Raw genomic sequence first — 26,240 nt, 5'->3', positions numbered from 1 at the left:
CGAGCGCAGCCATCGGCGACGCAGCCTTCGCGCACTATGCAATACCATGACGCTTTTCGCGCGCCACGTAGTCGCCGGCACGCGATGCCATTTCGCATTCACGGACTCACAGGAGCATTGACGATGAAGACCAAAGCAGCAATCGCATGGAAAGCCGGCGCCCCGTTGACGATCGAGGAAGTCGATCTCGAAGGTCCGCGCGCCGGTGAAGTCCTGATCGAAGTGAAGGCGACGGGCATCTGCCACACCGACTACTACACGCTGTCGGGCGCCGATCCCGAAGGCATCTTCCCGGCGATTCTCGGCCACGAAGGCGCGGGCGTGATCGTCGATGTCGGGCCGGGCGTCGGCACGCTGAAGAAGGGCGATCACGTGATTCCGCTCTACACGCCCGAATGCCGTCAGTGCAAGTTCTGTCTGTCGCGCAAAACGAATCTCTGCCAGGCGATCCGCGCGACGCAGGGCAAAGGTCTGATGCCCGACGCGACCTCGCGCTTCTCGCTCGATGGCAAGCCGCTGTTTCACTACATGGGGACTTCGACGTTCTCGAACTACATCGTCGTGCCGGAGATCGCGGTCGCGAAAGTGCGTGAAGACGCGCCGTTCGACAAGATCTGCTACATCGGCTGCGGTGTGACGACCGGCGTCGGCGCGGTCGTGTATTCGGCGAAGGTCGAGGCGGGGGCCAACGTGGTGGTGTTCGGGCTCGGCGGTATCGGGCTGAACGTGATTCAAGGCGCGAAGATGGTCGGCGCGGACAAGATCATCGGTGTCGATCTCAACCCGGGCCGCGTCGAGCTCGCGAAGAAGTTCGGCATGACGCACTTCATCAACCCGAACGAAGTCGAGAACGTCGTCGATCACATCGTGCAGCTGACCGACGGCGGCGCCGACTACTCGTTCGAATGCATCGGCAACGTGAAGGTGATGCGCCAGGCGCTCGAATGCACGCACAAGGGCTGGGGCCAGTCGTTCATCATCGGCGTCGCGGCGGCGGGCGAAGAGATCAGCACGCGGCCGTTCCAGCTCGTGACGGGCCGCGAGTGGAAGGGCTCGGCGTTCGGCGGCGCGCGCGGCCGCACCGATGTGCCGAAGATCGTCGACTGGTACATGGAAGGCAAGATCAATATCGACGATCTGATCACGCACCGTCTGCCGCTCGAGCGCATCAACGAGGGCTTCGAGCTGATGAAGAAGGGCGAGTCGATCCGCTCGGTCGTGCTCTACTAAGCGAGGAGCGTCGCGATGCTCGAACTACTATCGTCGCACGCCTGCCACGGCGGCGAGCAGCGCTTTTACCGGCACGAGTCGCGCACCATCGGTCTGCCGATGCGCTTCTCGGTCTATCTGCCGCCGCAGGCGTTGCGGGGCAATGCGAAGGTGCCCGCGCTGTTCTACCTCGCGGGGCTGACCTGCACCGAAGAGACGTTCGCGATCAAGGCCGGCGCGCAGCGCTTCGCGGCCCGGCACGGCATCGCGCTGATCGCGCCGGATACGAGCCCTCGCGGCGCGGGCGTGCCAGGCGAGAGCGATGCGTGGGACTTCGGCGTCGGCGCGGGCTTTTATGTCGACGCGACCGAGGAGCCGTGGGCGCGGAACTACCGCATGGACTCGTACGTGCGCGACGAGCTGCGCGAAACGGCGCTGGCGAACCTGCCGATCGATCGCGCGCGTCTCGGCATCTTCGGTCATTCGATGGGCGGGCACGGCGCGCTGATGCTCGCGCTGCGCAATCCAGACATTTATCGGTCGGTGTCGGCGTTCGCGCCGATCGCGGCGCCGATGCGTTGTCCGTGGGGCGAGAAGGCGTTTAGCGGTTATCTCGGCGAGAACCGTGAAGCGTGGAAGCAGTACGACGCGAGCGAGCTGGTTTCGCACGCGACGCACAAGTTCGCGGAAGGGATTCTCGTCGATCAGGGGCTCGCGGATCAGTTCCTGCCCACGCAGCTCAATCCCGACGTATTCGAAGCGGCGTGCAAGGCCGCGGGTCAACCGCTTACGCTTCGCCGGCACGAAGGCTACGACCACGGCTACTACTTCATCTCGACGTTCGTCGAGGATCATCTCGCGCATCATGCGAAGGTGTTGCTCGGCTGAAAACGTCGGGTAGCGCGGCATGAAATAAAAAACGGCGGCACGTCATGTGCCGCCGTTTTTTCATTTGATCGGCGTAAGCGCCGCTCAATGCCGCTTCAACAGACTCCCGCCATACACCACCGCCGACAGCACGGTGATCCAGAAGCTCGTCGGGCAATCGGTATAGAACGCGAGCGTCAGCCCGAGCCACGCCTGCGCGAGCGCGAACACGGCCGCGAGCACGAGACCCGTCGACAGCCGCGTGCTCAGGTTCTGCGCGGCGGCGGCCGGCCCCACCATCAGCGTGAACACGAGCAGCACGCCGACGATCTGCGTGCAAGCGGCGACGGCCAGCGCGGCGATCGCGAGAAACAGCACCGACACGCGGCGCAGCGACACGCCCTTCGCTTCGGCCAGCTCCGGCTGCAGCGACGCGAACAGTAGCGGCCGCATGATGGCCGCGAGCGCGACCAGACTGACGACGCCCAACGCCGCGAGCACACCGAGCGTCGCTGCATTGACGCCGAGCACGTTGCCGAACAGCAGCGCCGTCACCTGCGTCGCGTAGGCGGTGAAGAAATGCAGAAACAGCAGCCCAAAGCCGAGCGACAAGGAAAGGATTACGCCGATCGCGACGTCGCGGCCGGCGAGCCGCTCGCCGAGCGCGCCCATGCCCACACCGGCCGCGAGCGTGAAGCCGACCATCCCCCAGATAGGCGAGATGCCGATCAGCACCGCGCCGGTCGCGCCGGTGAAGCCGACGTGCGACAGCGCGTGGCCCGCGAACGTCTGTCCGCGCATCACCAGAAAATAGCCGACCACGCCTGCCAGCACCGCGACGATCCCCGAGGCCGCGAATGCGTTCACCATGAAATCGTATTCAAACATCGTGCGTGTGTCCGTCGCGTAAGTCGTGCGGGTTTGGGCGACTTTGTGAGTGGCTGTGCGAATGCGTATGTCCGCCGTCCTCGTCGTGTTCGTGCTCGTGATCGTGCTTCTCGACTTCGACGCCGCCCGACATCACGAAGATGCGGCCGTTCACGCGCATCACGTCGATCGGCGAGCCGTACAGACGCGACAGCACCGGCCGCGTGATCACTTCGTCGACGGTGCCGAGCGCCGCGACGCCGCTGCCGAGATACAGCACGCGATCGATCGAGTTCAGCAGCGGATTGAGTTCGTGCGCGGAGAACAGCACCGCGATGCCGAGCTCCTGCTGCACGCGCCGCACCAGTTCGACGACGCTCTTCTGGTGATGCGGATCGAGACTGATCAACGGTTCATCGAGCAGCAGCAATTTCGGATTGCCGAGCAGGCACTGCGCGAGCAGGAGCCGCTGCCGTTCGCCGCCCGACAACTCCGACAGTGGCCGCTTCGACAGAGTCGTCCCGCCGACGAGCTCGAGCACCCGATCGACGTCCGCGCGCGTTTTTGCATCCGCATGCGGCAAGCCCCAGCGATGACCATCGGCGGCCATCGCGACCAGATCGCGGCCGCGCACGCGACGGCCGGCGAGCGCGCTGCGCGTCTGCGGCATATAGCCGATCGACGCGTTGCCGCGCTCGACCGTCCGCCCGAGCACGCGAATCGCGCCGCCCGCGGCCGGCACGAGGCCGAGCACCGCGCGCATCAGCGTCGTCTTGCCCGCGCCGTTGGGCCCGAGCACGCCGATGAACTCGCCCTGGTTCACGACGAAGCTGGTATCGCGCAGGATCGTGCGGCCGCCCAGATCGAGCGTCACGTTGTCGAGTTCGAGCACGGGCCTGTCGCCGCGCGCGGTGGGTGCGCCTGATTGCGCACCTGCTGGCGTTTGATGGCCAGTCGGAATCATGGAGCCTTTCCTTTCGCGCTCGCGCTGGTCGCGCCAATCGCGCCGTTCGTGTCACCCGCCGCGAGCGCTTTCTGGAACGCATCGAGCTGCGTCAGCATCCACGTCTGATAGGTCTTGCCGGCCGGCAGGGTTTCGGTGACGCTCACCGTCGGTACCTTCGATTGTTGCGCGAGCTTCAGCATCCGTCGGGTCAGCGCCTCGGTGGCCTGGCTGTTATAGATCAGCACACGCACGCGCCGCTCACGCAGATCGCGTTCGAACGCGGCGATATCGGCCGCGCTCGCTTCGGTGTCGTTCATCGCGGCGAGCTGGAAGCGCTGGTTGCGCATGGCGAGGCCAATCGCGTCCGACATATAGCCGAACACCGGCTCCGTCGCCGTGACCGGCAAGCCCGCATAGCGGCCGTGCAGCTCGGCGACCTTCGCGTCGATCGGCTTCAGCGAATCGAGAAACTTCGCGAGGTTCGCATCGTACGCCGGCTTGTGCGCCGGGTCAGCAGCGCTGAGCGCGTCGCTGAGCGCGCGCGCGACTTTCGGCATCGTCGCCGGGTCGTACCACAGGTGCGGATTGTCGCCGCCTTTTTTGCCGACGAGGTCGGCCGCGACGATCACTGTGCGATGCGCGCCTTTCGATGCGGCCAGCAGCTTCACCATCCACGGATCGTAGTCGGCGCCGTTGTAGACGACGAGGCTCGCGTGCTGCAACGCGCGCGCGGTGGCCGGGCTCGCTTCGAACAGATGCGGGTCTTGATCCGGATTGCTGAGGATGCTGGTCACGTCGACGCGATCGCCGCCGAGTTGCCGCACCACGTCGCCATAAAAGTTCTCCGCGGCGACGACCGGAATTTTCGTGTCGGCGGCGAACGCGTTGTGGCCGAAGCCGAGCGCCGCGATCGCGAGCAGGTAGGTGCACAGATGGGTGCGCACAGACGTCGAACGCTTCAGCGCGCGGTGCGCTCTGGACAACATCGAGCCGATTGTTTTCATCGTTGTTTCCTGCTGGGTGAGAGTTGAATCAGCCACTCGCGGTGGCAAGGCCAAATATGGGGTGGCGCTTAGCGCGGCGCCGCGCATCTGATCACGACGAATTGCCTGCTGCGCCGCCGGCGCCAGGCTTCGCCGCTCGCGCACATGGCCCGCACAGTCCACTTAGCTCGATCACCTGACGATGCACCTCGAAGCCATGCGCGGGTGCGCTGTGCGACAGGCGGTCGGCGAGTTCGTCGCCGGGAATCTCGACAGTCGCGCCGCAGCCGTCGCACATCAGGAACTGGCTGCGATGCGGCACGCCGATTTCGCAGCAGGCGACGAACGCGTTCTTCGATTCGATCCGGTGCACGAAGCCGTGCGCGACGAGGAAGTCGAGCGCGCGATAGACGGTGGTCGGCGGCATGCGACCGCGCTCGGGCGCGAGCGCGTCGAGCAACTCGTACGCGCCGACCGGCCGCTCGCACGCGACGATCGCCGCGTACACCTGGCGGCGCAGCGGCGTCAGCGCGAGCCCCTGCGCCGCGGCGTGCGCGTCCGCATGCGCGAGCCGCATGGCGTGCTGTTCGGCGAGCGAGGTAGTCATCGGCGTGAATCTCCTGACATAGCGGCCCCCGAGCGGGCTGCAAGGTCGAAATGATATAACGTATCGCGATTTTTTGTCAGCGGCGCGAATCTTCGCGCGGCGGCACGCAGCGAATGCGTCGTGGCGACCGTGGCGCAATGGGCTTGCTCCTGCCGCGCTGCACCATCGAAATTCGTCCGCGTGCCTTGACATGACCCGGTCCGTATCCGATCATTCGATCACTAACCGAGCAATTGATCGCCTGATGAGCGTTCGCTCACTGCGCGCCAAAATGTAAAAACGAACCGGAGACAGGCAGTGGCACGATTGCAGGACAAAGTCGCCATTCTGACGGGCGCGGCCAGCGGTATCGGTGAAGCGGTAGCCCTGCGCTATCTCGACGAGGGCGCGCGCTGCGTGCTGGTCGACGTGAAGCCGACCGACAGCATCGGCGGCGCGCTGCGCGGCACCTACGGCGAGCGCGTGCTGAGCGTCAGCGCCGACGTCCGGCGCCGCGAGGACATCGAGCGCATCGTCACGAGCACGCTCGGCCGCTTCGGCCAGATCGACATCCTGTTCAACAATGCGGCGCTGTTCGACATGCGCCCGCTCCTCGACGAATCCTGGGACGTATTCGACCGCCTGTTCGCGGTCAACGTGAAGGGCATGTTCTTCCTGATGCAGGCGGTCGCGCGGCAGATGGTCGAGCAGGGCCACGGCGGCAAGATCATCAATATGTCGTCGCAGGCCGGGCGGCGCGGCGAGGCGCTCGTGTCGCACTACTGCGCGACCAAGGCGGCGGTGTTGAGCTATACGCAGTCCGCGGCGCTCGCGCTCGCGCCGCATAAGATCAATGTGAACGGCATCGCGCCGGGCGTCGTCGACACGCCGATGTGGAACGAGGTCGACGCGCTGTTCGCGCGCTACGAGAACCGGCCGCTCGGGGAGAAGAAGCGCCTCGTCGGCGAGGCCGTGCCGCTCGGCCGCATGGGCGTGCCCGACGACCTGACCGGCGCCGCGCTGTTCCTCGCGTCGGCCGATGCCGACTACATCACCGCGCAGACGTTGAACGTCGACGGCGGCAACTGGATGAGCTGAATAAAGAGCAGGGAGCGGGCACGTTGACTGCTCTGAGCGGCGCGTCAGTCCGTCAAACGAACGCAGCATCACATAACGTACGAGAAAGGAGACAACGATGAAACCAGCTTTCAAATTCGCGCTGAAGGCGGCCGGTGCCGGCGCGGCCACCTGCTTCGCGCTGAGCGCATCGGCGGCGACGGTGACGATCGCGACGCTGAACAATCCGGACATGATCGAGTTGAAGAAGCTGTCGCCCGCGTTCGAAAAAGCGAATCCGGACATCAAGCTGAACTGGGTGATCCTCGAGGAAAACGTGCTGCGTCAGCGCGCGACGACCGACATCACGACCGGCAGCGGCCAGTTCGACGTAATGACGATCGGCGCGTATGAAACCCCGCAATGGGGCAAGCGCGGCTGGCTCGCGCCGATCACGAACCTGCCGGCGAGCTATGACCTCAACGACGTCGTGAAGACGGCCCGCGACGGCCTGTCCGCGAACGGCCAGCTGTACGCGCTGCCGTTCTACGTCGAAAGCTCGATGACCTATTACCGCAAGGATCTGTTCGACAAGGCCGGTCTGAAGATGCCCGACCAGCCGACCTACGACCAGATCGCCCAATTCGCCGACAAGCTCACCGACAAGTCCAAGGAGCAATACGGCATCTGCCTTCGCGGCAAGGCGGGCTGGGGCGAGAACATGGCGTACGGCACGACGGTCGTGAACACCTTCGGCGGCCGCTGGTTCGACGAGAAGTGGAACGGGCAGCTGACGTCGCCGGAATGGAAGAAGGCGATGACGTTCTACGTCGATCTGCTGAAGAAGGACGGCCCTCCGGGAGCAAGCTCGAACGGTTTCAACGAAAACCTGACGCTGATGTCGTCGGGCAAGTGCGCGATGTGGATCGACGCGACGGTCGCGGCCGGCATGCTCTACAACAAGCAGCAGTCGCAGATCGCCGACAAGGTCGGCTTCGCCGCGGCGCCCGTCGCGGTCACGCCGAAGGGCTCGCACTGGCTGTGGGCGTGGGCGCTCGCGATTCCGAAGTCGTCGAAGCAGCAAGATGCGGCGAAGAAGTTCATCGAGTGGGCGACCTCGAAGGAGTACATTGAACTGGTCGCGAAGGACGAAGGCTGGGCCTCGGTGCCGCCGGGCACGCGCGAGTCCACTTACGCGCGCCCCGAGTACAAGCAGGCCGCGCCGTTCGGCGACTTCGTGCTGAAGGCGATCCAGACCGCCGACCCGGATCATCCGACCTTGAAGCCGGTCCCGTACACCGGTGTGCAGTTCGTCGGAATTCCCGAATTCCAGTCGTTCGGCACGGTGGTCGGGCAGAGCATCTCCGGCGCGATCGCCGGTCAGATGACGGTCGACCAGGCGCTCGCGGCCGGCAACGCGGCGGCGGATCGCGCGGTCAAGCAGGCGGGTTATCAGAAGTAACCCGGCAGGCCCGCCGCATCGACCGATGCGGCTCATGCAGCAGGGCGGCCGTTCGTCTGCGCCGGATGCGATGCGGCGCGTGTCGTGCGCCATTCAGGCACGGCGCGCCGCGGCGCACATACGCGGCTCGGGCGAACGCTCCGCGCATTACCGAACAGGTGGTCCATCATGCGTCCTTTGCGCCTACCTCTGATGCAAACCCATCCCCAGACAGAAAAAGAACGCGAGGAGCGTAAGGCCAGTTCGGCCCGCTGGCTCGTGGCGCCGTCGGTCGGCGTGCTCGTGCTGTGGATGGTCATTCCGCTCGCGATGACGATCTGGTTCTCGTTCTCGCACTACAACCTGCTCAATCCCGATCTGCGCGGCTTCGCCGGCTTCGACAACTACCGCTATCTCGCGACTGATCCGTCGTTCGGTCCGTCGATCGCGCATACGATCGAGCTGATCGTATGGGTGCTCGTGATCACCGTGGGCGGCGGCGTACTGATGGCGATCCTGTTCGACCGCAAGTTCTACGGGCAGGGCGTCGCACGCCTGCTCGCCATCGGCCCGTTCTTCGTGATGCCGACGGTCAGCGCGCTGATCTGGAAGAACATGATCCTGCACCCGGTGTACGGCCTCGTCGCGCAGGGCATGCGGGCGCTCGGCATGCAGCCGATCGACTGGTTCGCCGACTATCCGCTCACCGCGGTGATCATGATCGTCGCGTGGCAGTGGCTGCCGTTCGCGTTCCTGATCCTGTTCACGTCGATCCAGTCGCTCGACCAGGAGCAGAAGGAAGCCGCGAAGATCGACGGCGCCGGTCCGTTCTCGATGTTCTTCTACATCACGCTGCCGCACCTGCGACGTGCGATCGCGGTCGTCGTGATGATGGAGACGATTTTCCTGCTGTCGATCTTCGCCGAGATCTATACGACCACGGGCGGCGGTCCGGGCAACGCGACCACGACCCTGTCGTACCTGATCTTCGCGCTGGGCCTGCAACAGTTCGACGTCGGTCTCGCCTCGGCGGGCGGTATTCTCGCGGTCGTGCTGGCCAACATCGTGTCGTTCTTCCTCGTGCGGATGCTCGCGAAGAACCTGAAAGGGGAGTACGAAAAATGAGCCACGTTGCCTCCACTTCGGCATCGGCGACGCAGCCGGTCGCGGTGCCGACCAAATCGCCGTTCGACACGATTCGCCGCGGCATTCCCGGCGTGATCGCGTGGCTCGTCGCGCTGCTGCTGTTCTTCCCGATCTTCTGGATGACGATCACCGCGTTCAAGACCGAGCAGCAGGCCTATGCGTCGTCGCTGTTTTTCGTGCCGACGCTCGACAGCTTCCGCGAGGTGTTCGCGCGCAGCAACTACTTCGCGTTCGCGTGGAACTCGATACTGATCTCGGTCGGCGTCACACTGCTGTGCCTGATCCTCGCGGTGCCGTGCGCGTACGCGATGGCGTTCTTCCCGACGCGCCGCACTCAGAAGGTGCTGCTATGGATGCTGTCGACGAAGATGATGCCGTCGGTCGGTGTGCTGGTGCCGATCTATCTGCTGTGGAAAAACAGCGGCCTTCTGGATACCGTGTCGGGCCTGATCATCGTCTACACGCTGATCAATCTGCCGATCGCGGTCTGGATGGCGTTCACGTACTTCGCTGAAATTCCGCGCGACATTCTCGAAGCCGGGCGCATCGACGGCGCGGCGACGTGGCAGGAGATCGTCTATCTGCTGATGCCGATGGCGCTGCCCGGGCTCGCGTCGACCGCGCTGCTGCTCGTGATCCTGTCGTGGAACGAGGCGTTCTGGAGCATCAACCTGTCGAGCTCGAACGCGGCGCCGCTGACCGTGTTCATCGCGTCGTATTCGAGTCCTGAAGGTTTGTTCTGGGCCAAGCTGTCGGCCGCTTCTTTGCTCGCGGTCGCGCCGATCCTGATCGTCGGCTGGCTGTCGCAGAAGCAGTTGGTGCGCGGGCTCACGTTCGGGGCCGTCAAATGACGGCAGGCCCTGGCATCGCGCGATATGCGTTGATCTGCGATTGCGACGGCGTGCTGATCGACAGCGAAGCGGTGGCCGCGCGCATGCTGGTGCGCGAACTCGAGGCGCGCTGGCCCGGCATCGACGCCGCGCCAGTCGTGCTGCCGCTGCTCGGGCTGCGCATCGAGCGCGTGTTGCAGGACACCGCGACTCAGCTCGGCAAACAACTCGGCGCCGACGATATCGTTGCGATCCGCCGCGCGGTCGAAGCGGCGGCGATCGAGGCGCCCGCCGTCGACGGCATCGAGATGGCGCTGACCCAGGTGCCGCTCGTCAAAGGCTGCGCGAGCAATAGCTTCCGGCCGTACGTCGAGACGGTGCTGGCGCGCACGGGCCTGAAGCGTTTCTTCGGCGAGCGGCTGTTCTGCGCCGATGCGGTGCCGAATCCGAAGCCCGCGCCGGACGTGTATCTGGCGGCGGCGCAAGGCTTCGGGCTCGCGCCGGGTGCGTGCCTCGTCGTCGAGGACAGCGTGACCGGCGTCACGGCGGCGGCCACGGCGGGCATGGCGGTGCTGGGGTTTATCGGCGGCGGTCATGCGAGCGATGCGCAGATCGATCGATTGCACGCGGCGGGCGCGCGTCATGTGTTCGAGGACATGCGGCAGTTGCCCGACCTCGTCGCGCAATGGACGCTCTCCGCGACGGCCGCGGCGCCATGAGCGCACGAATGCACGCGACACGACACGGCATCAGGTAGCAGCACGAAGTAACGAGCAGCATCGAACAGCATTACACGGAGACACATCATGGCAAGCGTAACCTTGCGCAACATCAGAAAGGCCTATGACGAAAACGAAGTGATGCGCGACATCAATCTCGACATCGCCGATGGCGAGTTCGTCGTGTTCGTCGGGCCGAGCGGTTGCGGCAAATCGACCCTGATGCGGATGATCGCGGGCCTCGAGGACATCACGGGCGGCGATCTGAACATCGACGCCGTGCGCATGAACGACGTGCCGCCGGCCAAGCGCGGCATCGCGATGGTGTTCCAGTCGTACGCGCTGTATCCGCACATGACGCTGTACGACAACATGGCGTTCGGCCTGAAGCTCGCCGGCGCGAAGAAACCGGAGATCGACTCAGCCGTGCGCAACGCTGCGAAAATCCTGCACATCGACCATCTGCTCGATCGCAAGCCGAAGCAGCTGTCGGGCGGGCAGCGTCAGCGCGTCGCGATCGGCCGCGCGATCACGCGCAAGCCGAAGGTGTTCCTGTTCGACGAGCCGCTGTCGAATCTCGACGCCGCGCTGCGCGTGAAGATGCGCCTCGAGTTCGCACGCCTGCACGACGAGCTGAAGACGACGATGATCTACGTGACGCACGACCAGGTCGAGGCGATGACTTTGGCCGACAAGATCGTCGTGTTGTCGGCGGGCAATCTGGAGCAGGTCGGCAGTCCGACGATGCTGTATCACGCGCCGGCGAACCGCTTCGTCGCCGGCTTCATCGGCTCGCCGAAGATGAACTTCATGGAAGGCGTCGTGCAGTCGGTGTCGCACGACGGCGTCTCGGTGCGTTACGAGACCGGCGAGACGCAGCGCGTGTTGGTCGAGCCGGGCGCGGCCAGGCAGGGCGACAAGGTGACGGTCGGCATCCGCCCCGAGCATCTGCACGTCAGCACGACCGAGGATGGTATCGAGGCACGCACGATGACGGTCGAATCGCTCGGCGATGCCGCGTATCTGTACGCGGAGTCGAGCGTCGCGCCCGATGGGTTGATCGCGCGGATTCCGCCGCTCGAACGGCATGCGAAGGGCAATACGCAGAAGCTGGGCGCGACGCCCGAGCATTGCCATCTGTTTGATAGCGAAGGCAAGGCGTTCCAGCGCAAGATTGTTGAGGTGCTGGCGGCGTGATGAAGCGGAGCGGCGCGAGGGCGCCGCTGCTCGCGAATGCAAGGCTTTTCGTGTGTCACCAGCACGGGCGGCAGCTGTTCATGCGCGCCCGCGCATCCTTGTTTGGTTCCCGCTGCGCGGTCTGACTATCGATTAGTCAGAGCAGCTGCCGCGTCCCGATATTGGGACGCCGAACAGCGTTCCCTCTCAGAATCATCCTTCGCCCATAGCAGGACCGTGCATTCACCGGCTAACGTGAAAGTCCGATACGAATGAAGAGGACTTTTGCATGTCACAGGTGAATGAGTCAGATGGCGTCCGCGTCGTACTGAGTGCTCCGCAACTGGCGGCCGTACTGGCCCGTCAGTCGATTAGCATGACTGAGATGCTTTCCAACCGGCTATGGGGCGGTTTGCAGGTTGTCGGCGGAGTGCTGGAAATGGTAGGCGCCGGTGCGTTATGCGTGCTGCCAGACCCGACGATGGCAAGCAAAGCCGGGTGCATTGTGTTTGGCGTGCATGGCTCGGATACCGCTGCAACGGGTCTGCGACAGCTTTGGACCGGGCAGGACACCGCCACGCTCACCCAACGCGGTACGGCGAAGCTGGCGGAAGCAATGAAGGCCAGCCCCGACATGGCCAACAATATCGGCCTGTCACTCGATATCGCCGTCTCGGTTGGCGTCGCCGGCTCGATCAAGGCGGTACGGGCGTCCGCGATTACGATGGGCCGGATCAACTTGATGATGCACGAAGCGAAGGCGGGCAGCGGGATTGGCGGGCACACGCTGCGGAAACATGTCGGGCGCACTGAGGCACAATTGTCAGAGAGATTGTTGAAGGAACCGTGGCGAGACCGAGTCTCGTCATTTGCGAATATTCCTGCGGCGGAATGGGCCATCTCGGAGGCGATGCAGGCGAACGCCAATGCAATCAAGTCGTGGGCTGCTTCACCGGGAAGAGAATTGGTTTTAAAGAAAGATGTCGGAAAAAACGTTGGCTACACCTTGTTAAAAGAATCAAGAAGATTGATAAATTCGAGCAAGGTCACCGTTATTCTTAGAAATCAGGCATACAACGGAATGCCATACTATATTCTTACCGCTTATCTGGATGCCTAATTGAGGGAAGTGAAAGTGAGTTTAATTACGGATATCCTAGCGGCGAGAGGCCCAACTATGGTTAGAATTTCCAATGTACTGGACTATTCAAATGATCTGTCGTTGGTACTGTCCAAATTCGGCCTGACTCCAGACGAGACGATGCTTGTGCCCCAACATAGAGCCGGGGCCATTGCTATTCTCATGAACCTGCTATGGAAAGGACAGGCTTATGATTGTGAACGCATGAGTAGGAGTAAAGCGGAACAGCTTGCTGAAAAAATAATTTCTGAAAATGAATCAAAAGACAGTGGTTATTTTTCAAACAAGGAATCACCATCTTCGAATTCGTGGAATGGCCTTACGGGATCGACCTTTGACTCAGGCGTTATTATAAGTAGTGGGGAAGGGCGATATTTCTGTATCTGGTTTGAAGATGAAGATTGATTTGACGCATTCAGACAAGTCATGGAAAACCAGTCAACTTATCCAGAACTTAGTCATTTCTTCGGAGTCTACCTGAATCAGGATTACGACCTTTCAGGAAACACGATCGCGGAGATCGTCGAATGCTACAAACAGGGGACGCCTGTGGACGCGCATGAAAGGATGCTGTCCGAGATAGAGCGATTCAAGAGCGAACATCCTGACCTGGACAAGGCATTCGGCAACGCTTACGGCCAAGATTTCTCGCCAGACCTGTGGGGTCACACGACCGCCTCGCTTCTCGACGAGTTGAAGCAGATCCTGAGCGAGTAAGCCTCTCGACTGCGTCAACTCGCGGCGCGTCTACACCGATCGCGCCCGCCTTTTCCGCGTCCGCAGTTCACGCCTCCAACGCCGCCCGCGCGCACACCTCATCGGTAACGAGCCCCGACAACCACCCCCCCTTGAGCACCGCGATCAGCGCCTCGCGCTTACGCAGCCCGCCCGCGAAGCCGATGGTCGGCCGGCGTGGCGGCGTGTCGAGCGCGATGCTCGTCACGCGTCGGCCGGTCGGCGATTCGACGTGCGCGCCGGCCGCATCGATTGGCAGGCCGAGCATTTCGGCGACCGCGCCGTTGTGCATCAACTCGTTCACCTCGCCTTCCGTGATGAAGCCATCCTCGTGCAACGGACAGGTCAACCCAATGTTGCCGATGCCGACGAACGCGACATCGGCCTGCGCCGACAGCGATTCGACGATCCGATAGAGACGGTGATTGCACCACTGCGCGCGCTCGGCCTCGCTGTCGGCGAGCAGCGGCGCGGGCAGCAGAAAATGCTTGCCCCCGGTCTTTTCGGAAATGTGCAACGCGACGTCGTAACGGTTCGAGGAGCCGTCCTGCGCGATCGCGCCGACCATCGATACCAGCCGATGCTGCGGACGGTCTAGCTGCGCGATCTGATCGACCGCGGCCTTCAGCGTGCGGCCGCTGCTGACCGCGACGACCATCGGCTTTTCCTCGCTCAGATAGCGCTCCATCACCTGCGCGCCGGCCACCGCGAGCTTACGGTCGACTTCCTCGGAGGTATCGCCGTCGATCGGCACGATCTCGCACATGCTGAGGCCATAGCGCTTCGACAGCTGATCGGCGAGCGACAGGCAATCAGCGAGCTTGTGATCGACCCGCACGCGGATCAGGTTCTTTTCGACCGCGAACGCGACGAGCCGCTGCGCGACCGGCCGCGACACCTGCAGCTTCTCGGCGATTTCGTTCTGGGTATTGCCCGCGACGTAATAAAGCCACGCGGCGCGTGTGGCGAGATCGAGTTTTTCTGTGGACCTGGGCACGATGAGGTTTCGGTTGAAGTGCGCCGATGATAGCGGCCGGCGGCGCGTCTGTCGCGCGGGCCGGCCGCGGTTGACGCTCAGGCGAGCGGTGCGCGCGCGGGATCGAACAGCGGCCGTACGTGTCGATACAGCGCGCGATACGCTTCGTGCCGGGTGCGCAATTGCGCGTGGCGGCGCGGATTCGGTGTGAACTCCTTTTCGACAGGCGGCTTGGTCAGCACGGTGGCCGGCTCGCCACCCGCGGCGAGCCAGCCGAGACGCGCCGCGCCGAGCGCCGCGCCGGTTTCGCCGCCGCCGTGCTTGACGGTGACGGTGTCGAGCGCATCGGCGAGCAACTGGGCCCAGTAGTCGCTGCGTGCGCCGCCGCCGAGCAGCGACAACATCTTCGCCTCGGTGCCGGCCGCGCGCAGCGCGTCGAGGCCGTCGGTCAGCGCGAGCGTCACGCCTTCGAGCACCGCGTAGCCGAGCAGCGCGCGGTCGGTTGCGTGAGTCATGCCGAAGAATACGCCTTGCGCATAGGGGTCGTTGTGCGGCGTGCGCTCGCCCGACAGATACGGCAAAAAGAGCGGCGCGGTGGTCAAGGCCTCGGCGGGCAGCGCCTCGATTTCGGCGAGCAGCGTCGGCTCGTCGGTCGACGTCAGCTTGCAGACCCAGCGCAAACAGCTCGCCGCCGACAGCACCACGCTCATCTGATGCCAGCGGTCCGGGATCGCATGACAGAACGCGTGCACGGCGGAGGCCGGGTTCGGGCGGAAGCTGTCGCCGACCACGCACAGCACGCCCGAGGTGCCCAACGACACGAAGCCGTCGCCCGGTTGCGTCGCGCCGATGCCGATCGCGCTGGTCGCGTTGTCGCCGCCGCCGGCCGCGACGATCACGTCGTCGCGCAGGCCGAATTCGCGCGCGAGTTCCGGCAGCAGCGTGCCGGCCGGCGCGCTGCCTTCGCGCAGCGCCGGCATCTGCGCGCGCGTCATGTTGCAGGCAGCGAGCAGCGAATCGGACCAATCGCGTTTCGCGACGTCGAGCCACAATGTGCCGGCCGCGTCCGATGGATCGGACACCTTGCCGCCCGTCAGTTGCAGGCGCAGATAGTCTTTCGGCAGCAGCACGCAGGCAGTCCTCGCGAAAATCTCCGGCTCGTGACGCGCGACCCACAGCAGCTTCGGCGCCGTGAAACCGGGCATCGCCAGATTGCCGGCGACGCTGTGCAGTTCCGGCGCGCGCTCGGTCAGCTCCGCGCACTCCTTGTCACTGCGCATGTCGTTCCACAGGATCGCGGGCCGCAGCACGCGGTTTTCCGCGTCGAGCAGCACCGCGCCGTGCATCTGCCCCGACAGGCCGATGCCGCGAATCTGCGCGAATTCGTCGGGATGACGCGCGCGCAACGCGGCGAGCGCCGTGCGTGTGCCGGCCCACCAGTCTTCGGGATTCTGCTCGGCCCAGCGCTGGTGCGGACGCGAAACGGTGAACGGCGAGCCTGCGGTGCCGATCACGCGGCCGTCGGAGGCGAGCAGCAGAACTTTCACTTCGGACGTGCCGAGGTCGATGCCAAGGTACATGGGAGCGAAACCTTCGTCGTTGGGGATGCGCTACTTTAGCGGTTCATCGCGCGCGCTGTCATGCGCATTAAGCCTGGCTAGTCGCGCCGCGTTCGGCGAGCCATGCGTCGACCCGCTCGAGCGCGCCCGCGAGCGCCGCTTCGAGCTCGGGCGTCTGCGCCATGCCGCCCCACAGCAGCCGGTCGGCCGCGAACGCGCGCAGCGGATCGGGCGCCGTGAAAAAGGCGTGCGCGACGCGCTCTTCCATCACGCCGTCCTGATACGCGTAGCGCAGCTTGCCCGTGTGCCAGCGTTCCAGAAAGCGGAAGAACAATGCGGGCAGCATCGCGGTCGCCGCCGGCGTGACGCCGCGCTCGAAGCATTCGGCGAGGGTCGGCGCGATGAAGCCGGGCAACTTCGAGAAGCCATCGGCGGCGACGCGCTGGTTCGTGTCGAGGATATGCGGGTTGCTGAAGCGCTCGAGCACGACGTCGCGATAGCGTTCGAGATCGAGCGGACTCGGTGTCAGACACGGGATCACGTCCTCGGTCACGTAGTCGTACGCGAACTGGCGGATGTCGGCGTCGAGCGTGCCTTCGTGGATGTAGTTCAGGCCGACCAGCGTGCCCGCCCACGCGATGCAGCTATGCGTCGCGTTGAGAATGCGGATCTTCGCTTCCTCGTACGGCAGCACCGAATCGACGAGTTCCGCGCCGACCTTCTCCCAGGCCGGCCGTCCCGCGATGAAGCGGTCTTCGATCACCCACTGGATGAACGCCTCGCCCATCACCGGACTCGCGTCGTCGACGCCGGTCGCGGCCTTCACGCGCTCGCGCACGTCGGGCGTCGGACGCGGCGTGATGCGATCGACCATCGAACACGGGCATGACGTGTTGTCGTCGAACCATTGCGCGAGTTCGTTCGCGCCGCGTCGTTCGAGAAACTCGCTCATGCCCGCATGAAAGCGCTCGCCGTTGCTGCGCAGGTTGTCGCAGGTCTGCAGCGTGACGGGTCCCGCGCCGCGCTTCGCGCGCGCGTCGAGAATCGCCGCGAGCGCGCCGTAGATCGTCGTGTGGCCGCCGGCGAGGTCGGCGGCGAGATCGGGATTCGCGGTGTCGAGCCGGTCGTGTTCGTCGAGGTAATAGCCGCCTTCGGTCACGGTGAACGCGATGATCTTGCAAGCCGGATCGGCGCCCGCTTCGATCAGCCCATCGAGGCTTTCGCTCCACGGCAGCACGCGCTCGATCGAGCGGATCGTCTCGTAGACGCGTTCGCCTTGCGGCGTGACGGTTTCGAGCGTGTAGACGCCGTTCTGCGCGGCGAGCGCTTCGAGCACCGGGTTCATGTCGCCGCGGATATTGCCCACGCTCAGCGACCAGCGCGGCTCGCCGGCCGTGCTCGCTTCGTTCAGCCGGTGCAGATACCACGCCTGATGCGCGCGATGAAACGATCCCGCGCCGATGTGCAGGATCACGTGTGCGGCCGCGCCGCTGCCTTGCCCGCTGTTCATGTTGTGTCTCCAAAAACTTGTCCGCGGCGCTCGCGGCGCGCGTTCTGTGCGTGCAGAGCATTTGCTCTGTATGTGAGCGAATGATCGTACCCGGAGAAACGAAAGTCAAGGCAAGGGGCGGGCTTTTGATGGCGCAGCGCGGCATGGGCGATGCGGCGGCGGCAGTGACGAGCGCCCGAGGCGAGAAAACGAGTCGCGCCACTCATATTGCATTGCATCAAATTTGACCGTGCGCGCGTTGGGGCTAACCCGAATACAAAAAAGTATCGGTCCGCGGTTTCTTTTAAAGTGGTTGCCAACGCGTTTGGCGGTTACTTTTCGCTTTACAAGATCAAGATCGGCGGTGCCTCCCGCGCGCCGCTTCATGGAGGCAGACAGTGCAACCTGATCTCGAAATCGTGGCCGTACGCCACGACGAATCGTTCAAAGTGTGGTCGCATGGCTATCCGTATCGCACGGTGCGCTGGCACTTTCATCCGGAGTACGAAATCCATCTGATCGTCGCGACGACCGGCAAGATGTTCGTCGGCGATCACATCGGCAGCTTCGCGCCCGGCAACCTCGTGCTGATGGGGCCGAACCTGCCGCACAACTGGGTCAGCGACGTGCCCGAAGGCGAGAGCGTCGCGCAGCGCAATCTGGTCGTGCAGTTTGGCCACGAGTTCGTATCGAACTGTCTCGAGAGTTTTCCGGAGTGGCGTCAGGTCGAGGCGCTGCTCGCCGATGCGCGTCGCGGCCTGTCGTTCGGTCTGGAGACATCCGCGCAGATCAAGCCGCTCTTTGTCCAACTGCTCGCGGCGCGCGGGCTGCGCCGGCTCGTGCTGTTCATGTCGATGCTCGAGATCCTGATCAACGCGCCGGATCGCGACACGCTCGCGAGTCCCGCTTATCAGGTCGATCCGACCAGCTTCGCGGCGACCCGCATCAATCACGTGCTTGCGTATATCGGCAAGAACCTCGCGAACGAGTTGCGCGAGTCGGAGCTTGCGCAACTCGCCGGCCAGAGCGTCAGCGCGTTTTCGCGTTATTTCCGCCGTCATACCGGGCTGCCGTTCGTGCAGTACGTGAACCGCATGCGCATCAATCTCGCGTGCCAGTTGCTGACCGACGGCGAACTGAGCGTGACCGACATCTGCTTCAAGGCGGGCTTCAACAACCTGTCGAATTTCAACCGGCAGTTTCTAGCGATGAAGGGCATGGCGCCGTCGACGTTTCGCCGTTATCAGCAACTGAACGATGCGAGCCGCGATGCTTCCGAGCAAGCGGCCGCGCATGGCAGGGGCATCGACAACGCGCCGGCGATCGTGCTCGCGCCGGGCTTGTCGCGTAGCGGCGTCGCGTACCCGGTCACATAGTGCCCATCCGGTAGTTCACAGCTTTATTCCACTCGCGTTTCAACACGCATCGATCGCGCTGTGCGCCCACAGCGCGAGGGGGCGTGCTCACTTCAAAAAATGGAGACAACCATGAAGCCGTCTACTCTTTCACTTAACCCTTCGATGATGTTCGCGCGCCGTGTCGCCTCGCTCGCGTTCGGTTTGTCGCTAGTCGCTGTGTCGGCAGCGCAGACCGCGCAGGCCGCGCCGCTGAAAATCGGCATGACGTTCCAGGAACTGAACAACCCTTACTTCGTGACGATGCAGAAAGCGCTGAACGACGCGGCCGCGTCGACTGGCGCGACGGTCGTCGTCACCGACGCGCATCACGACGTCAGCAAGCAGGTCAGCGACGTCGAAGACATGCTGCAAAAGAAGATCGACATCCTGCTCGTCAATCCGACCGATTCGACCGGCATCCAGTCGGCGGTCACGTCGGCGAAGAAGGCGGGCGTCGTCGTGGTCGCGGTCGATGCGAACGCGAACGGTCCGGTCGATTCGTTCGTCGGCTCGAAGAACTACGACGCGGGCGTGATGGCGTGCGACTACCTCGCGAAGTCGATCGGCGGCAGCGGCGAAGTGGCGATTCTCGACGGCATTCCGGTCGTGCCGATTCTCGAACGCGTGCGCGGCTGCAAAGCGGCGCTCGCGAAGTCGCCGGGCGTGAAGCTCGTCGATACGCAGAACGGCAAGCAGGAACGCGCGACCGCGTTGTCCGTCACCGAGAACATGATCCAGGCGCATCCGAATCTGAAGGGCGTGTTCAGCGTGAACGACGGCGGCTCGATGGGCGCACTGTCGGCGATCGAATCGTCGGGCAAGGACATCAAGCTGACGAGCGTCGACGGCGCACCGGAAGCGATCGCCGCGATCCAGAAGCCGAATTCGAAATTCGTCGAGACGTCCGCGCAATTCCCGGCCGACCAGGTGCGCATCGCGCTCGGCATCGCGCTCGCGAAGAAGTGGGGCGCCAATGTGCCGAAAGCGATTCCGGTCGACGTGAAGGTGATCGACAAGAGCAACGCTAAGGGCTTCAGCTGGTAACGCAAGCGCAGGCTGCCGCGCGTGCGGATCATGCGCGGCGGCGCGCGGCACAGGAACATGCGATGGACACGATTCTGAAGCTCGACAACATCAGCAAGAGCTTTCCCGGCGTGAAGGCGCTGCAAGGCATTCACCTCGAGATCGCGCGCGGCGAGATTCACGCGCTGCTCGGCGAGAACGGCGCGGGCAAGTCGACGCTGATGAAGATTCTGTGCGGTATCTACCAGCCGGACGAAGGCACGATCACGCTCGACGGCGAGCAACGCCACTTCGCGAACTATCACGACGCGGTGGCCGCGGGCGTCGGCATCGTGTTTCAGGAATTCAGCCTGATTTCGTATCTGAGCGCGGTGGAGAACATATTTCTCGGCCGTGAATTGCGCAACCGCTTCGGTCTGCTCGAACGCGGCAGAATGCGGCGCGCGGCGGCGCGGATTTTTGAGCGGCTTGGCGTAGCGATCGATCTGTCGGTGCCGATTCGACAACTGTCGGTTGCGCAGCAGCAGTTCGTCGAAATCGGCAAGGCGTTGTCGCTCGATGCCCGCGTGCTGATTCTCGACGAACCGACCGCGACACTGACACCCGCCGAGGCCGCGCATCTGTTTGCGATCATGCGCGAGCTGAAGCAGCAGGGCGTCGCGATGATCTTCATCTCGCATCACCTCGAAGAGATTTTCGAGGTGTGCGACCGCATCACGGTGCTGCGCGATGGCCAGTACGCCGGCATGACCGAGGTCGCCCAATCCGACGTGAGCCGGCTCGTGCAAATGATGGTGGGACGCCGCATCGAAAGCAGCTTTCCGCCGAAGCCGCCGCCGCGCGCCGGCGCGAAGGTCGTGCTCGACGTCGTGCGCTTGCAGCTGTTCAAAGACAGCCCCGAGCTGAGCTTCATGCTGCGCGAGGGCGAGATTCTCGGCTTCGCGGGACTCGTCGGTTCGGGGCGCACCGAGACCGCGCTCGCGGTGATCGGCGCGGACCGTGCGTACGCGAAGGAAATTCGCGTCAACGGCGCGGCCGCGAAGCTCGCCGACCCGGCCGATGCGCTTCGCGCGGGCGTCGGCATTCTGCCCGAGAGCCGCAAGACCGAAGGGCTCATTACCGAGTTCTCGATCAAGCAGAACATCTCGATCAACAACCTCGGCAAGTACCGGTCGCTACGTTTCTTCATCGACCAACGTAGCGAAGCGCGCGCGACCGCCGACATCATGAAGCGCGTCGGCGTGAAGGCCCCAACGATGCACACCGAAGTCGCGACGCTGTCGGGCGGCAATCAGCAGAAGGTCGTGATCGCGCGCTGGCTCAATCACCACACCAACATCCTGATCTTCGACGAACCGACACGCGGCATCGACGTCGGCGCGAAGGCCGAAATCTATCTGCTGATGCGCGAACTGACCGCGCGCGGCTACTCGATCATCATGATCTCGTCCGAGTTGCCGGAGATCGTCGGCATGTGCGACCGCGTCGCCGTATTCCGGCAGGGCCGCATCGAAGCGCTGCTCGAAGGCGACGCGATCGAATCGAATGCCGTGATGACCTATGCGACCGCCGGTTCGGCTGGAGCCTCTCATGAACATGCCTAATCCTTTCTCTTCGCCGAAAACATCGAGTGTCGACAGCGACACGCCGGGCGCGCCAGTGCGCTTCACGTGGGCCGCGCTGAAGCGCTCGACGCTGTTCTATCCGTTCATCGGCCTGCTGGTCGTCTGCATCGTGATGGTGTTCGCGAGCGACAGCTTTCTGTCGGCCGCGAACATCGAGAACGTGCTGCGCCAGGTGTCGATCAACGCGATCATCGCGGTCGGCATGACCTGCGTGATCCTCACGGGCGGCATCGATCTGTCGGTCGGCTCGGTGATGGCGCTCTCGGGCACGCTGTCGGCCGGGCTGATGGTCGCCGGCATGAATGGGGTGGCCGCGCTTGCGGTCGGCCTCGCGGTCGGTCTCGGCTTCGGCGCGGCCAACGGCTTTTTCGTCGCGTTCGCCGGCATGCCGCCGATCATCGTCACACTCGCGACGATGGGTATCGCGCGCGGCCTCGCACTGATCTACACGGGCGGCTATCCGATCGACGGTCTGCCCGACTGGGTCAGCTTCTTCGGCAGCGGCAAGATTCTCGGCATCCAGGCGCCGGTCGTGATCATGGCGGTGATCTATCTGATCGCGTGGGTGCTGCTCGAACGGATGCCGTTTGGCCGCTACGTGTATGCGATCGGCGGTAACGAGCAGGCGACGCGATTGTCCGGCGTGCGTGTGGCGCGCGTGAAGCTGATCGTCTACACGATCGCGGGCTTGACGTCCGCGTTCGCCGCGATCGTGCTGACCGCGCGCCTGATGAGCGGCCAGCCGAACGCGGGCGTCGGTTTCGAACTCGACGCGATCGCCGCCGTCGTGATGGGCGGCACGTCGATCTCCGGTGGACGCGGCTCGATCATCGGCACGCTGATCGGCGCGCTGTTACTCGGCGTCCTGAATAACGGCCTGAACATGGTCGGCGTGAATCCGTACGTGCAGAACGTGATCAAGGGCGGAATCATTCTGCTCGCGATCTATATCAGCCGCGAGCGCAGAAAGTAACGCTGTCTTCCCCACATCCCTCCTTTGGCAGGACCATGCAATGACGACTCAATCCGACCAGCAGAACATGACCGCCATCGTCTGTCATGCACCGAAAGACTATCGCGTCGAGCAGGTACAGAAACCACGCGCGCGCGCGCACGAACTCGTGATCCGCATCGCCGCGTGCGGCATCTGCGCGAGCGACTGCAAATGCCATTCGGGCGCGAAGATGTTCTGGGGCGGCCCGAGCCCGTGGGTCAAGGCGCCGGTGATTCCGGGCCACGAGTTCTTCGGCTATGTCGAGGAACTGGGCGAGGGCGCGGCCGAGCATTTCGGCGTGCAGAAGGGCGAGCGCGTGATCGCCGAGCAGATCGTGCCGTGCGGCAAGTGCCGCTACTGCAAGTCTGGCCAGTACTGGATGTGCGAAGTGCACAACATCTTCGGCTTTCAGCGCGAGGTGGCGGACGGCGGCATGGCCGAGTACATGCGCATTCCGCCGACCGCGATCGTCCACAAGATTCCCGACGGCATCTCGCTCGAAGACGCCGCGATCATCGAGCCGCTCGCGTGTGCGATTCACACGGTCAATCGCGGCGATCTGCAACTCGACGACGTGGTCGTGATCGCGGGCGCGGGGCCGCTCGGTCTGATGATGACGCAGGTCGCGCATCTGAAGACGCCGAAGCAGCTCGTCGTGATCGATCTCGTCGAAGAACGGCTCGCACTCGCGCGCGAATATGGCGCGGACGTGACGATCAATCCTCGGAAGGACGACGCGCTCGCGATCATCCATGCACTGACGGACGGCTACGGCTGCGACGTCTATATTGAAACGACGGGTGCGCCGATCGGCGTGAATCAGGGGATGGACCTGATCCGCAAGCTCGGGCGCTTCGTCGAATTCTCGGTGTTCGGCGCGGATACGACGCTCGACTGGTCGGTGATCGGCGATCGCAAGGAACTCGACGTGCGCGGCGCGCATCTTGGACCCTATTGCTATCCGATCGCAATCGATCTGCTCGCGCGCGGACTCGTTACGTCGAAGGGCATCGTCACGCACGGCTTTTCGTTGGAAGAATGGGACGAAGCGATCAGGATCGCGAACTCGCTCGATTCGATCAAGGTGCTGATGAAGCCGCGCGCGTGAATCTGGGGCGCGGCGTTTCAACGGAGACTCTATGAACTACGTCATCGGCGTCGATATCGGCACGCAGAGCACGAAGGCGCTGCTGGTCGACGAGCACGGCGCGATCGTCGCGCAGCATGCGTCGAGCTATCAGCCCGATACGCCGAAGCCGCTGTGGGCCGAGCAGTGGCCCGCGGTGTGGCTGAAGGCCGTGGTCGAATGCGTGGCCGCGTGCGTCAGCGATGCGAAGACGGCCGGCATCGCGCCGGGCGCGATCAAGGCGCTGTGCGTGAGCAGCCTGTATGGCGGCTCGGGCATCCCGGTCGACAACGACATGCGGCCGCTCGCGCCGTGCCTGATCTGGATGGACCGGCGCGCGACCGCGCAGGTCGACTGGGTGCGCGATAACATCGATCTCGATCGGGTCTATACGATCACCGGCAACGGAGTGGACAGCTACTACGGTTACACGAAGATGCTGTGGCTGCGCGAGAACAAGCCGGACGTGTGGGCGCATACGCGCTATTTTTTGCCGCCGAACGCGTACGTGATCTATATGCTGACCGGCGAGGTCGCCGTCGATCACAGCTCGGCCGGCAATATCGGCGGCGTCTACGATATCGCGCGGCGCGACTGGTCGGACGAAGCGCTCGACATGCTCGGCATTCCCGCGACGATGATGCCGGAGCGGCTCGTCGAATCGTCGGAGGTGGTGGGCGGGCTGTTGTCGCAATGGACCGCGCAGCTCGGGCTCGACGCGGGCACCGCGATCGTCGCGGGTGGCGTCGATGCGGCGGTGGCCACGTTCGCGGCCGGCGTCACGCGCGCGGGGCAGCACGTCGCGATGATCGGCACCAGCATGTGCTGGGGTTACCTCAATCAGCGTGTCGACGCACGGCACGGTTTGATCAGCATGCCGCACGTTTTCAACGGGCAGCACGACATCTACGTATTCGGCGGCGCGATTACCGCGGGCGCGTCGGTCACGTGGTATCGCGAGCAATTCTGTCATGCGGAGATCGAGGCCGCGCGCGCGACACCGCATGGCGATCCGCATCGGCTACTCGAAGAGAGCGCCGCGCAAGTACCGGCCGGCGCCGAGGGCGTGCTGTACCTGCCGTATCTGATGGGCGAGCGCAGCCCGGTGTGGGATGCGAAAGCGAGCGGCGCGTTCGTCGGGCTGTCGCTGTTTCATACGCGCGCGCATCTGTATCGCGCCGTGCTCGAAGGCGTGTCGTTCGCGCTGAAGCACAACATCGAGGCGGGGCGCAAAGGCGCGCAATCGCTCGACGACAAGCTGATCGTGGTCGGCGGCGCCGCGCACTCGGACCTGTGGATGCAGATCATCGCCGACGTCACCGGCTATCCGGTCTACACGATCGAGCAGGACGTCGAAGCCGCGATGGGCGCCGCGCTGCTCGCCGCGCTCGGCGTCGGTCTCGTGTCGCGCGAAGCGGCGCAAGGCGGCTGGGTCACGCTGATCGAGCGCGCGCAGCCCGACGCACGGCGCATGGCGCTATACAAAGAGCGCTTCGGCGTGTACACGGACCTCTATCCGGCGTTGAAGCCGGTCATGCATCGCTTGCAATCATCATGAACGCTACCTTCGATTTTTCCGGCCGCTCGATTCTGGTGACGGGCGCCTCCAGCGGCATCGGCCGCGCGACGGTCGAGGCGCTGTGCGCGAGCGGCGCGTTGGTCGTCGCGGCCGCGCGCAACGTGAACGAGCTCGCGCGGCTCGCCGAGGAAACCGGCTGCGAGCCGTTGAGGCTCGACATCAGCGACGAAGCCGTGATCGACGAAGCAATGGCCTCGCTCGAACCGTTCGACGGTCTGGTGAATTGCGCGGGCATCGCGTTGCTCGAACGCGCGGTGGAAACGACGGCCGCAAGCTTCGATCGTGTGATGTCGGTGAATACGCGCGGCGCGGTGCTGGTCGCGAAGCACGTTGCGCGTGGCATGCTCGACGCGGGGCGCGCGGGCAGCATCGTCAACGTGTCGAGCCAGGCCGCGCTCGTCGCGCTCGACGATCATCTGAGCTATTCGGCGTCGAAGGCCGCGCTAGATGCGGTCACGCGCGCGTTGTGCATCGAGCTGGGGCCGTACGGAATTCGCGTGAACAGCGTGAACCCGACGGTCACGCTGACGCCGATGGCGGTGCTGGCGTGGAGCGATCCTGTCAAACGCGATCCCGCTTTGCAGGCGATTCCGCTCAGGCGCTTTGCCGAATCGGCGGAAGTCGCCGCGCCGATTCTGTTTCTGTTGAGCGACGCGGCGTCGATGATCAGCGGGGTGTGTTTGCCGATCGATGGTGGTTACACGGCGCGCTAGAGGGTGTCAGGCACTGTCGGTTGCCGGGTGAAATGGAAGTACACGCAAGCCTACCAG

Annotated in this window: 25 protein-coding genes; 18 read left to right on the top strand and 7 right to left on the bottom strand. The window is 64.2% G+C overall.

Annotation, left to right across the window (positions count from 1 at the left end; genetic code table 11):
- Positions 1-123 precede the first annotated feature (123 nt).
- On the top strand, positions 124-1,230 hold the full coding sequence (locus OKW28_RS32225; RefSeq protein ID WP_184023024.1) for an S-(hydroxymethyl)glutathione dehydrogenase/class III alcohol dehydrogenase: 1,107 nt from the start codon (positions 124-126) through the stop codon (positions 1,228-1,230).
- A 15-nt stretch (positions 1,231-1,245) separates the two neighbouring features.
- Positions 1,246-2,097 carry an S-formylglutathione hydrolase gene (gene fghA, locus OKW28_RS32220; protein WP_429451548.1) on the top strand — a complete coding sequence of 284 codons (852 nt, stop codon included), beginning with the start codon at positions 1,246-1,248 and terminating at the stop codon, positions 2,095-2,097.
- A gap of 84 nt (positions 2,098-2,181) precedes the next feature.
- Here fghA and OKW28_RS32215 read toward each other — a convergent pair whose 3' ends face one another.
- From OKW28_RS32215 to OKW28_RS32200, 4 genes are all read right to left on the bottom strand, one after another.
- Complete coding sequence (locus OKW28_RS32215; protein ID WP_429451547.1) at positions 2,182-2,964, bottom strand: metal ABC transporter permease; 783 nt, start codon at positions 2,962-2,964, stop codon at positions 2,182-2,184.
- Positions 2,957-3,907: an ABC transporter ATP-binding protein gene (locus OKW28_RS32210; RefSeq protein WP_429451545.1), complete on the bottom strand. Its 951-nt coding sequence runs from the start codon at positions 3,905-3,907 to the stop codon at positions 2,957-2,959. The genes OKW28_RS32215 and OKW28_RS32210 overlap by 8 nt, the downstream gene beginning before the upstream one ends.
- Positions 3,904-4,893 carry a metal ABC transporter solute-binding protein gene (locus OKW28_RS32205; RefSeq protein ID WP_429451543.1) on the bottom strand — a complete coding sequence of 330 codons (990 nt, stop codon included), beginning with the start codon at positions 4,891-4,893 and terminating at the stop codon, positions 3,904-3,906. Before OKW28_RS32205 ends, OKW28_RS32210 begins: the two co-directional genes overlap by 4 nt.
- Positions 4,894-4,984: 91 nt before the next feature.
- The gene (locus OKW28_RS32200; RefSeq protein ID WP_429451541.1) at positions 4,985-5,479 is read right to left on the bottom strand and encodes a Fur family transcriptional regulator; all 495 of its coding nucleotides are present in this window, start codon (positions 5,477-5,479) and stop codon (positions 4,985-4,987) included.
- Positions 5,480-5,776: 297 nt separating this feature from the next.
- On the opposite strand from OKW28_RS32200, the gene OKW28_RS32195 reads away from it, so the two are divergent.
- The 9 genes from OKW28_RS32195 (at position 5,777) to OKW28_RS32155 (ending at position 13,684) form a co-directional block, all read left to right on the top strand.
- Positions 5,777-6,556 (top strand): L-iditol 2-dehydrogenase, encoded by a 780-nt coding sequence (locus OKW28_RS32195; protein ID WP_429451539.1) that lies wholly within the window; start codon positions 5,777-5,779, stop codon positions 6,554-6,556.
- Positions 6,557-6,653: 97 nt separating this feature from the next.
- Positions 6,654-7,976 (top strand): ABC transporter substrate-binding protein, encoded by a 1,323-nt coding sequence (locus OKW28_RS32190; protein ID WP_429451536.1) that lies wholly within the window; start codon positions 6,654-6,656, stop codon positions 7,974-7,976.
- A 168-nt stretch (positions 7,977-8,144) separates the two neighbouring features.
- On the top strand, positions 8,145-9,080 hold the full coding sequence (locus OKW28_RS32185) for a carbohydrate ABC transporter permease (RefSeq protein WP_429451535.1): 936 nt from the start codon (positions 8,145-8,147) through the stop codon (positions 9,078-9,080).
- Positions 9,077-9,952: a carbohydrate ABC transporter permease gene (locus tag OKW28_RS32180; RefSeq protein ID WP_429451532.1), complete on the top strand. Its 876-nt coding sequence runs from the start codon at positions 9,077-9,079 to the stop codon at positions 9,950-9,952. The genes OKW28_RS32185 and OKW28_RS32180 overlap by 4 nt, the downstream gene beginning before the upstream one ends.
- Positions 9,949-10,650 (top strand): HAD family hydrolase, encoded by a 702-nt coding sequence (locus OKW28_RS32175; RefSeq protein WP_429451531.1) that lies wholly within the window; start codon positions 9,949-9,951, stop codon positions 10,648-10,650. Before OKW28_RS32180 ends, OKW28_RS32175 begins: the two co-directional genes overlap by 4 nt.
- 87 nt (positions 10,651-10,737) lie before the next feature.
- Positions 10,738-11,847 carry an ABC transporter ATP-binding protein gene (locus OKW28_RS32170; protein WP_429451529.1) on the top strand — a complete coding sequence of 370 codons (1,110 nt, stop codon included), beginning with the start codon at positions 10,738-10,740 and terminating at the stop codon, positions 11,845-11,847.
- A 268-nt stretch (positions 11,848-12,115) separates the two neighbouring features.
- Positions 12,116-12,946 carry an RNase A-like domain-containing protein gene (locus tag OKW28_RS32165; RefSeq protein ID WP_429451526.1) on the top strand — a complete coding sequence of 277 codons (831 nt, stop codon included), beginning with the start codon at positions 12,116-12,118 and terminating at the stop codon, positions 12,944-12,946.
- A 15-nt stretch (positions 12,947-12,961) separates the two neighbouring features.
- Positions 12,962-13,372: a hypothetical protein gene (locus tag OKW28_RS32160; RefSeq protein ID WP_429451524.1), complete on the top strand. Its 411-nt coding sequence runs from the start codon at positions 12,962-12,964 to the stop codon at positions 13,370-13,372.
- 21 nt (positions 13,373-13,393) lie between these two features.
- Positions 13,394-13,684 (top strand): contact-dependent growth inhibition system immunity protein, encoded by a 291-nt coding sequence (locus OKW28_RS32155; RefSeq protein ID WP_429451522.1) that lies wholly within the window; start codon positions 13,394-13,396, stop codon positions 13,682-13,684.
- A gap of 67 nt (positions 13,685-13,751) precedes the next feature.
- Here OKW28_RS32155 and OKW28_RS32150 read toward each other — a convergent pair whose 3' ends face one another.
- The 3 genes from OKW28_RS32150 to dalD all read right to left on the bottom strand — a co-directional run bounded on the left by OKW28_RS32150 (position 13,752) and on the right by dalD (position 17,747).
- The gene (locus OKW28_RS32150; RefSeq protein ID WP_429451520.1) at positions 13,752-14,699 is read right to left on the bottom strand and encodes a sugar-binding transcriptional regulator; all 948 of its coding nucleotides are present in this window, start codon (positions 14,697-14,699) and stop codon (positions 13,752-13,754) included.
- A gap of 77 nt (positions 14,700-14,776) precedes the next feature.
- A complete protein-coding gene (gene xylB / locus OKW28_RS32145) occupies positions 14,777-16,258 on the bottom strand; it encodes a xylulokinase (protein ID WP_429451518.1) in 1,482 nt (493 codons plus the stop codon).
- A 67-nt stretch (positions 16,259-16,325) separates the two neighbouring features.
- Positions 16,326-17,747: a D-arabinitol 4-dehydrogenase gene (gene dalD, locus OKW28_RS32140; RefSeq protein ID WP_429451516.1), complete on the bottom strand. Its 1,422-nt coding sequence runs from the start codon at positions 17,745-17,747 to the stop codon at positions 16,326-16,328.
- A 377-nt stretch (positions 17,748-18,124) separates the two neighbouring features.
- Between dalD and OKW28_RS32135 the strand changes: the two genes are divergently transcribed.
- The 7 genes from OKW28_RS32135 (at position 18,125) to OKW28_RS32105 (ending at position 26,183) form a co-directional block, all read left to right on the top strand.
- On the top strand, positions 18,125-19,102 hold the full coding sequence (locus OKW28_RS32135; RefSeq protein WP_429451514.1) for an AraC family transcriptional regulator: 978 nt from the start codon (positions 18,125-18,127) through the stop codon (positions 19,100-19,102).
- Positions 19,103-19,246: 144 nt separating this feature from the next.
- Entirely contained in the window at positions 19,247-20,167 is a 921-nt protein-coding gene (locus tag OKW28_RS32130) for a substrate-binding domain-containing protein (protein WP_429454529.1), read from the top strand.
- A gap of 62 nt (positions 20,168-20,229) precedes the next feature.
- Positions 20,230-21,750, top strand: a complete 1,521-nt coding sequence (locus OKW28_RS32125) for a sugar ABC transporter ATP-binding protein (protein ID WP_429451513.1) — start codon at positions 20,230-20,232, stop codon at positions 21,748-21,750.
- Positions 21,737-22,744, top strand: coding sequence for an ABC transporter permease (locus OKW28_RS32120; RefSeq protein ID WP_429451511.1), 1,008 nt, complete (start codon positions 21,737-21,739; stop codon positions 22,742-22,744). Before OKW28_RS32125 ends, OKW28_RS32120 begins: the two co-directional genes overlap by 14 nt.
- A 40-nt stretch (positions 22,745-22,784) precedes the next feature.
- Positions 22,785-23,873: an alcohol dehydrogenase catalytic domain-containing protein gene (locus OKW28_RS32115; protein WP_429451509.1), complete on the top strand. Its 1,089-nt coding sequence runs from the start codon at positions 22,785-22,787 to the stop codon at positions 23,871-23,873.
- A 31-nt stretch (positions 23,874-23,904) separates the two neighbouring features.
- Positions 23,905-25,449, top strand: coding sequence for an FGGY-family carbohydrate kinase (locus OKW28_RS32110; RefSeq protein WP_429451507.1), 1,545 nt, complete (start codon positions 23,905-23,907; stop codon positions 25,447-25,449).
- The gene (locus tag OKW28_RS32105) at positions 25,446-26,183 is read left to right on the top strand and encodes an SDR family oxidoreductase (RefSeq protein WP_429451506.1); all 738 of its coding nucleotides are present in this window, start codon (positions 25,446-25,448) and stop codon (positions 26,181-26,183) included. Before OKW28_RS32110 ends, OKW28_RS32105 begins: the two co-directional genes overlap by 4 nt.
- Positions 26,184-26,240: the final 57 nt, after the last annotated feature.

This window comes from Paraburkholderia sp. 40 (assembly GCF_050434105.1).
In the GTDB taxonomy this organism is placed as follows: Bacteria; Pseudomonadota; Gammaproteobacteria; order Burkholderiales; family Burkholderiaceae; genus Paraburkholderia; species Paraburkholderia tuberum.
This window is presented reverse-complemented; position numbering and strand designations above follow the sequence as displayed.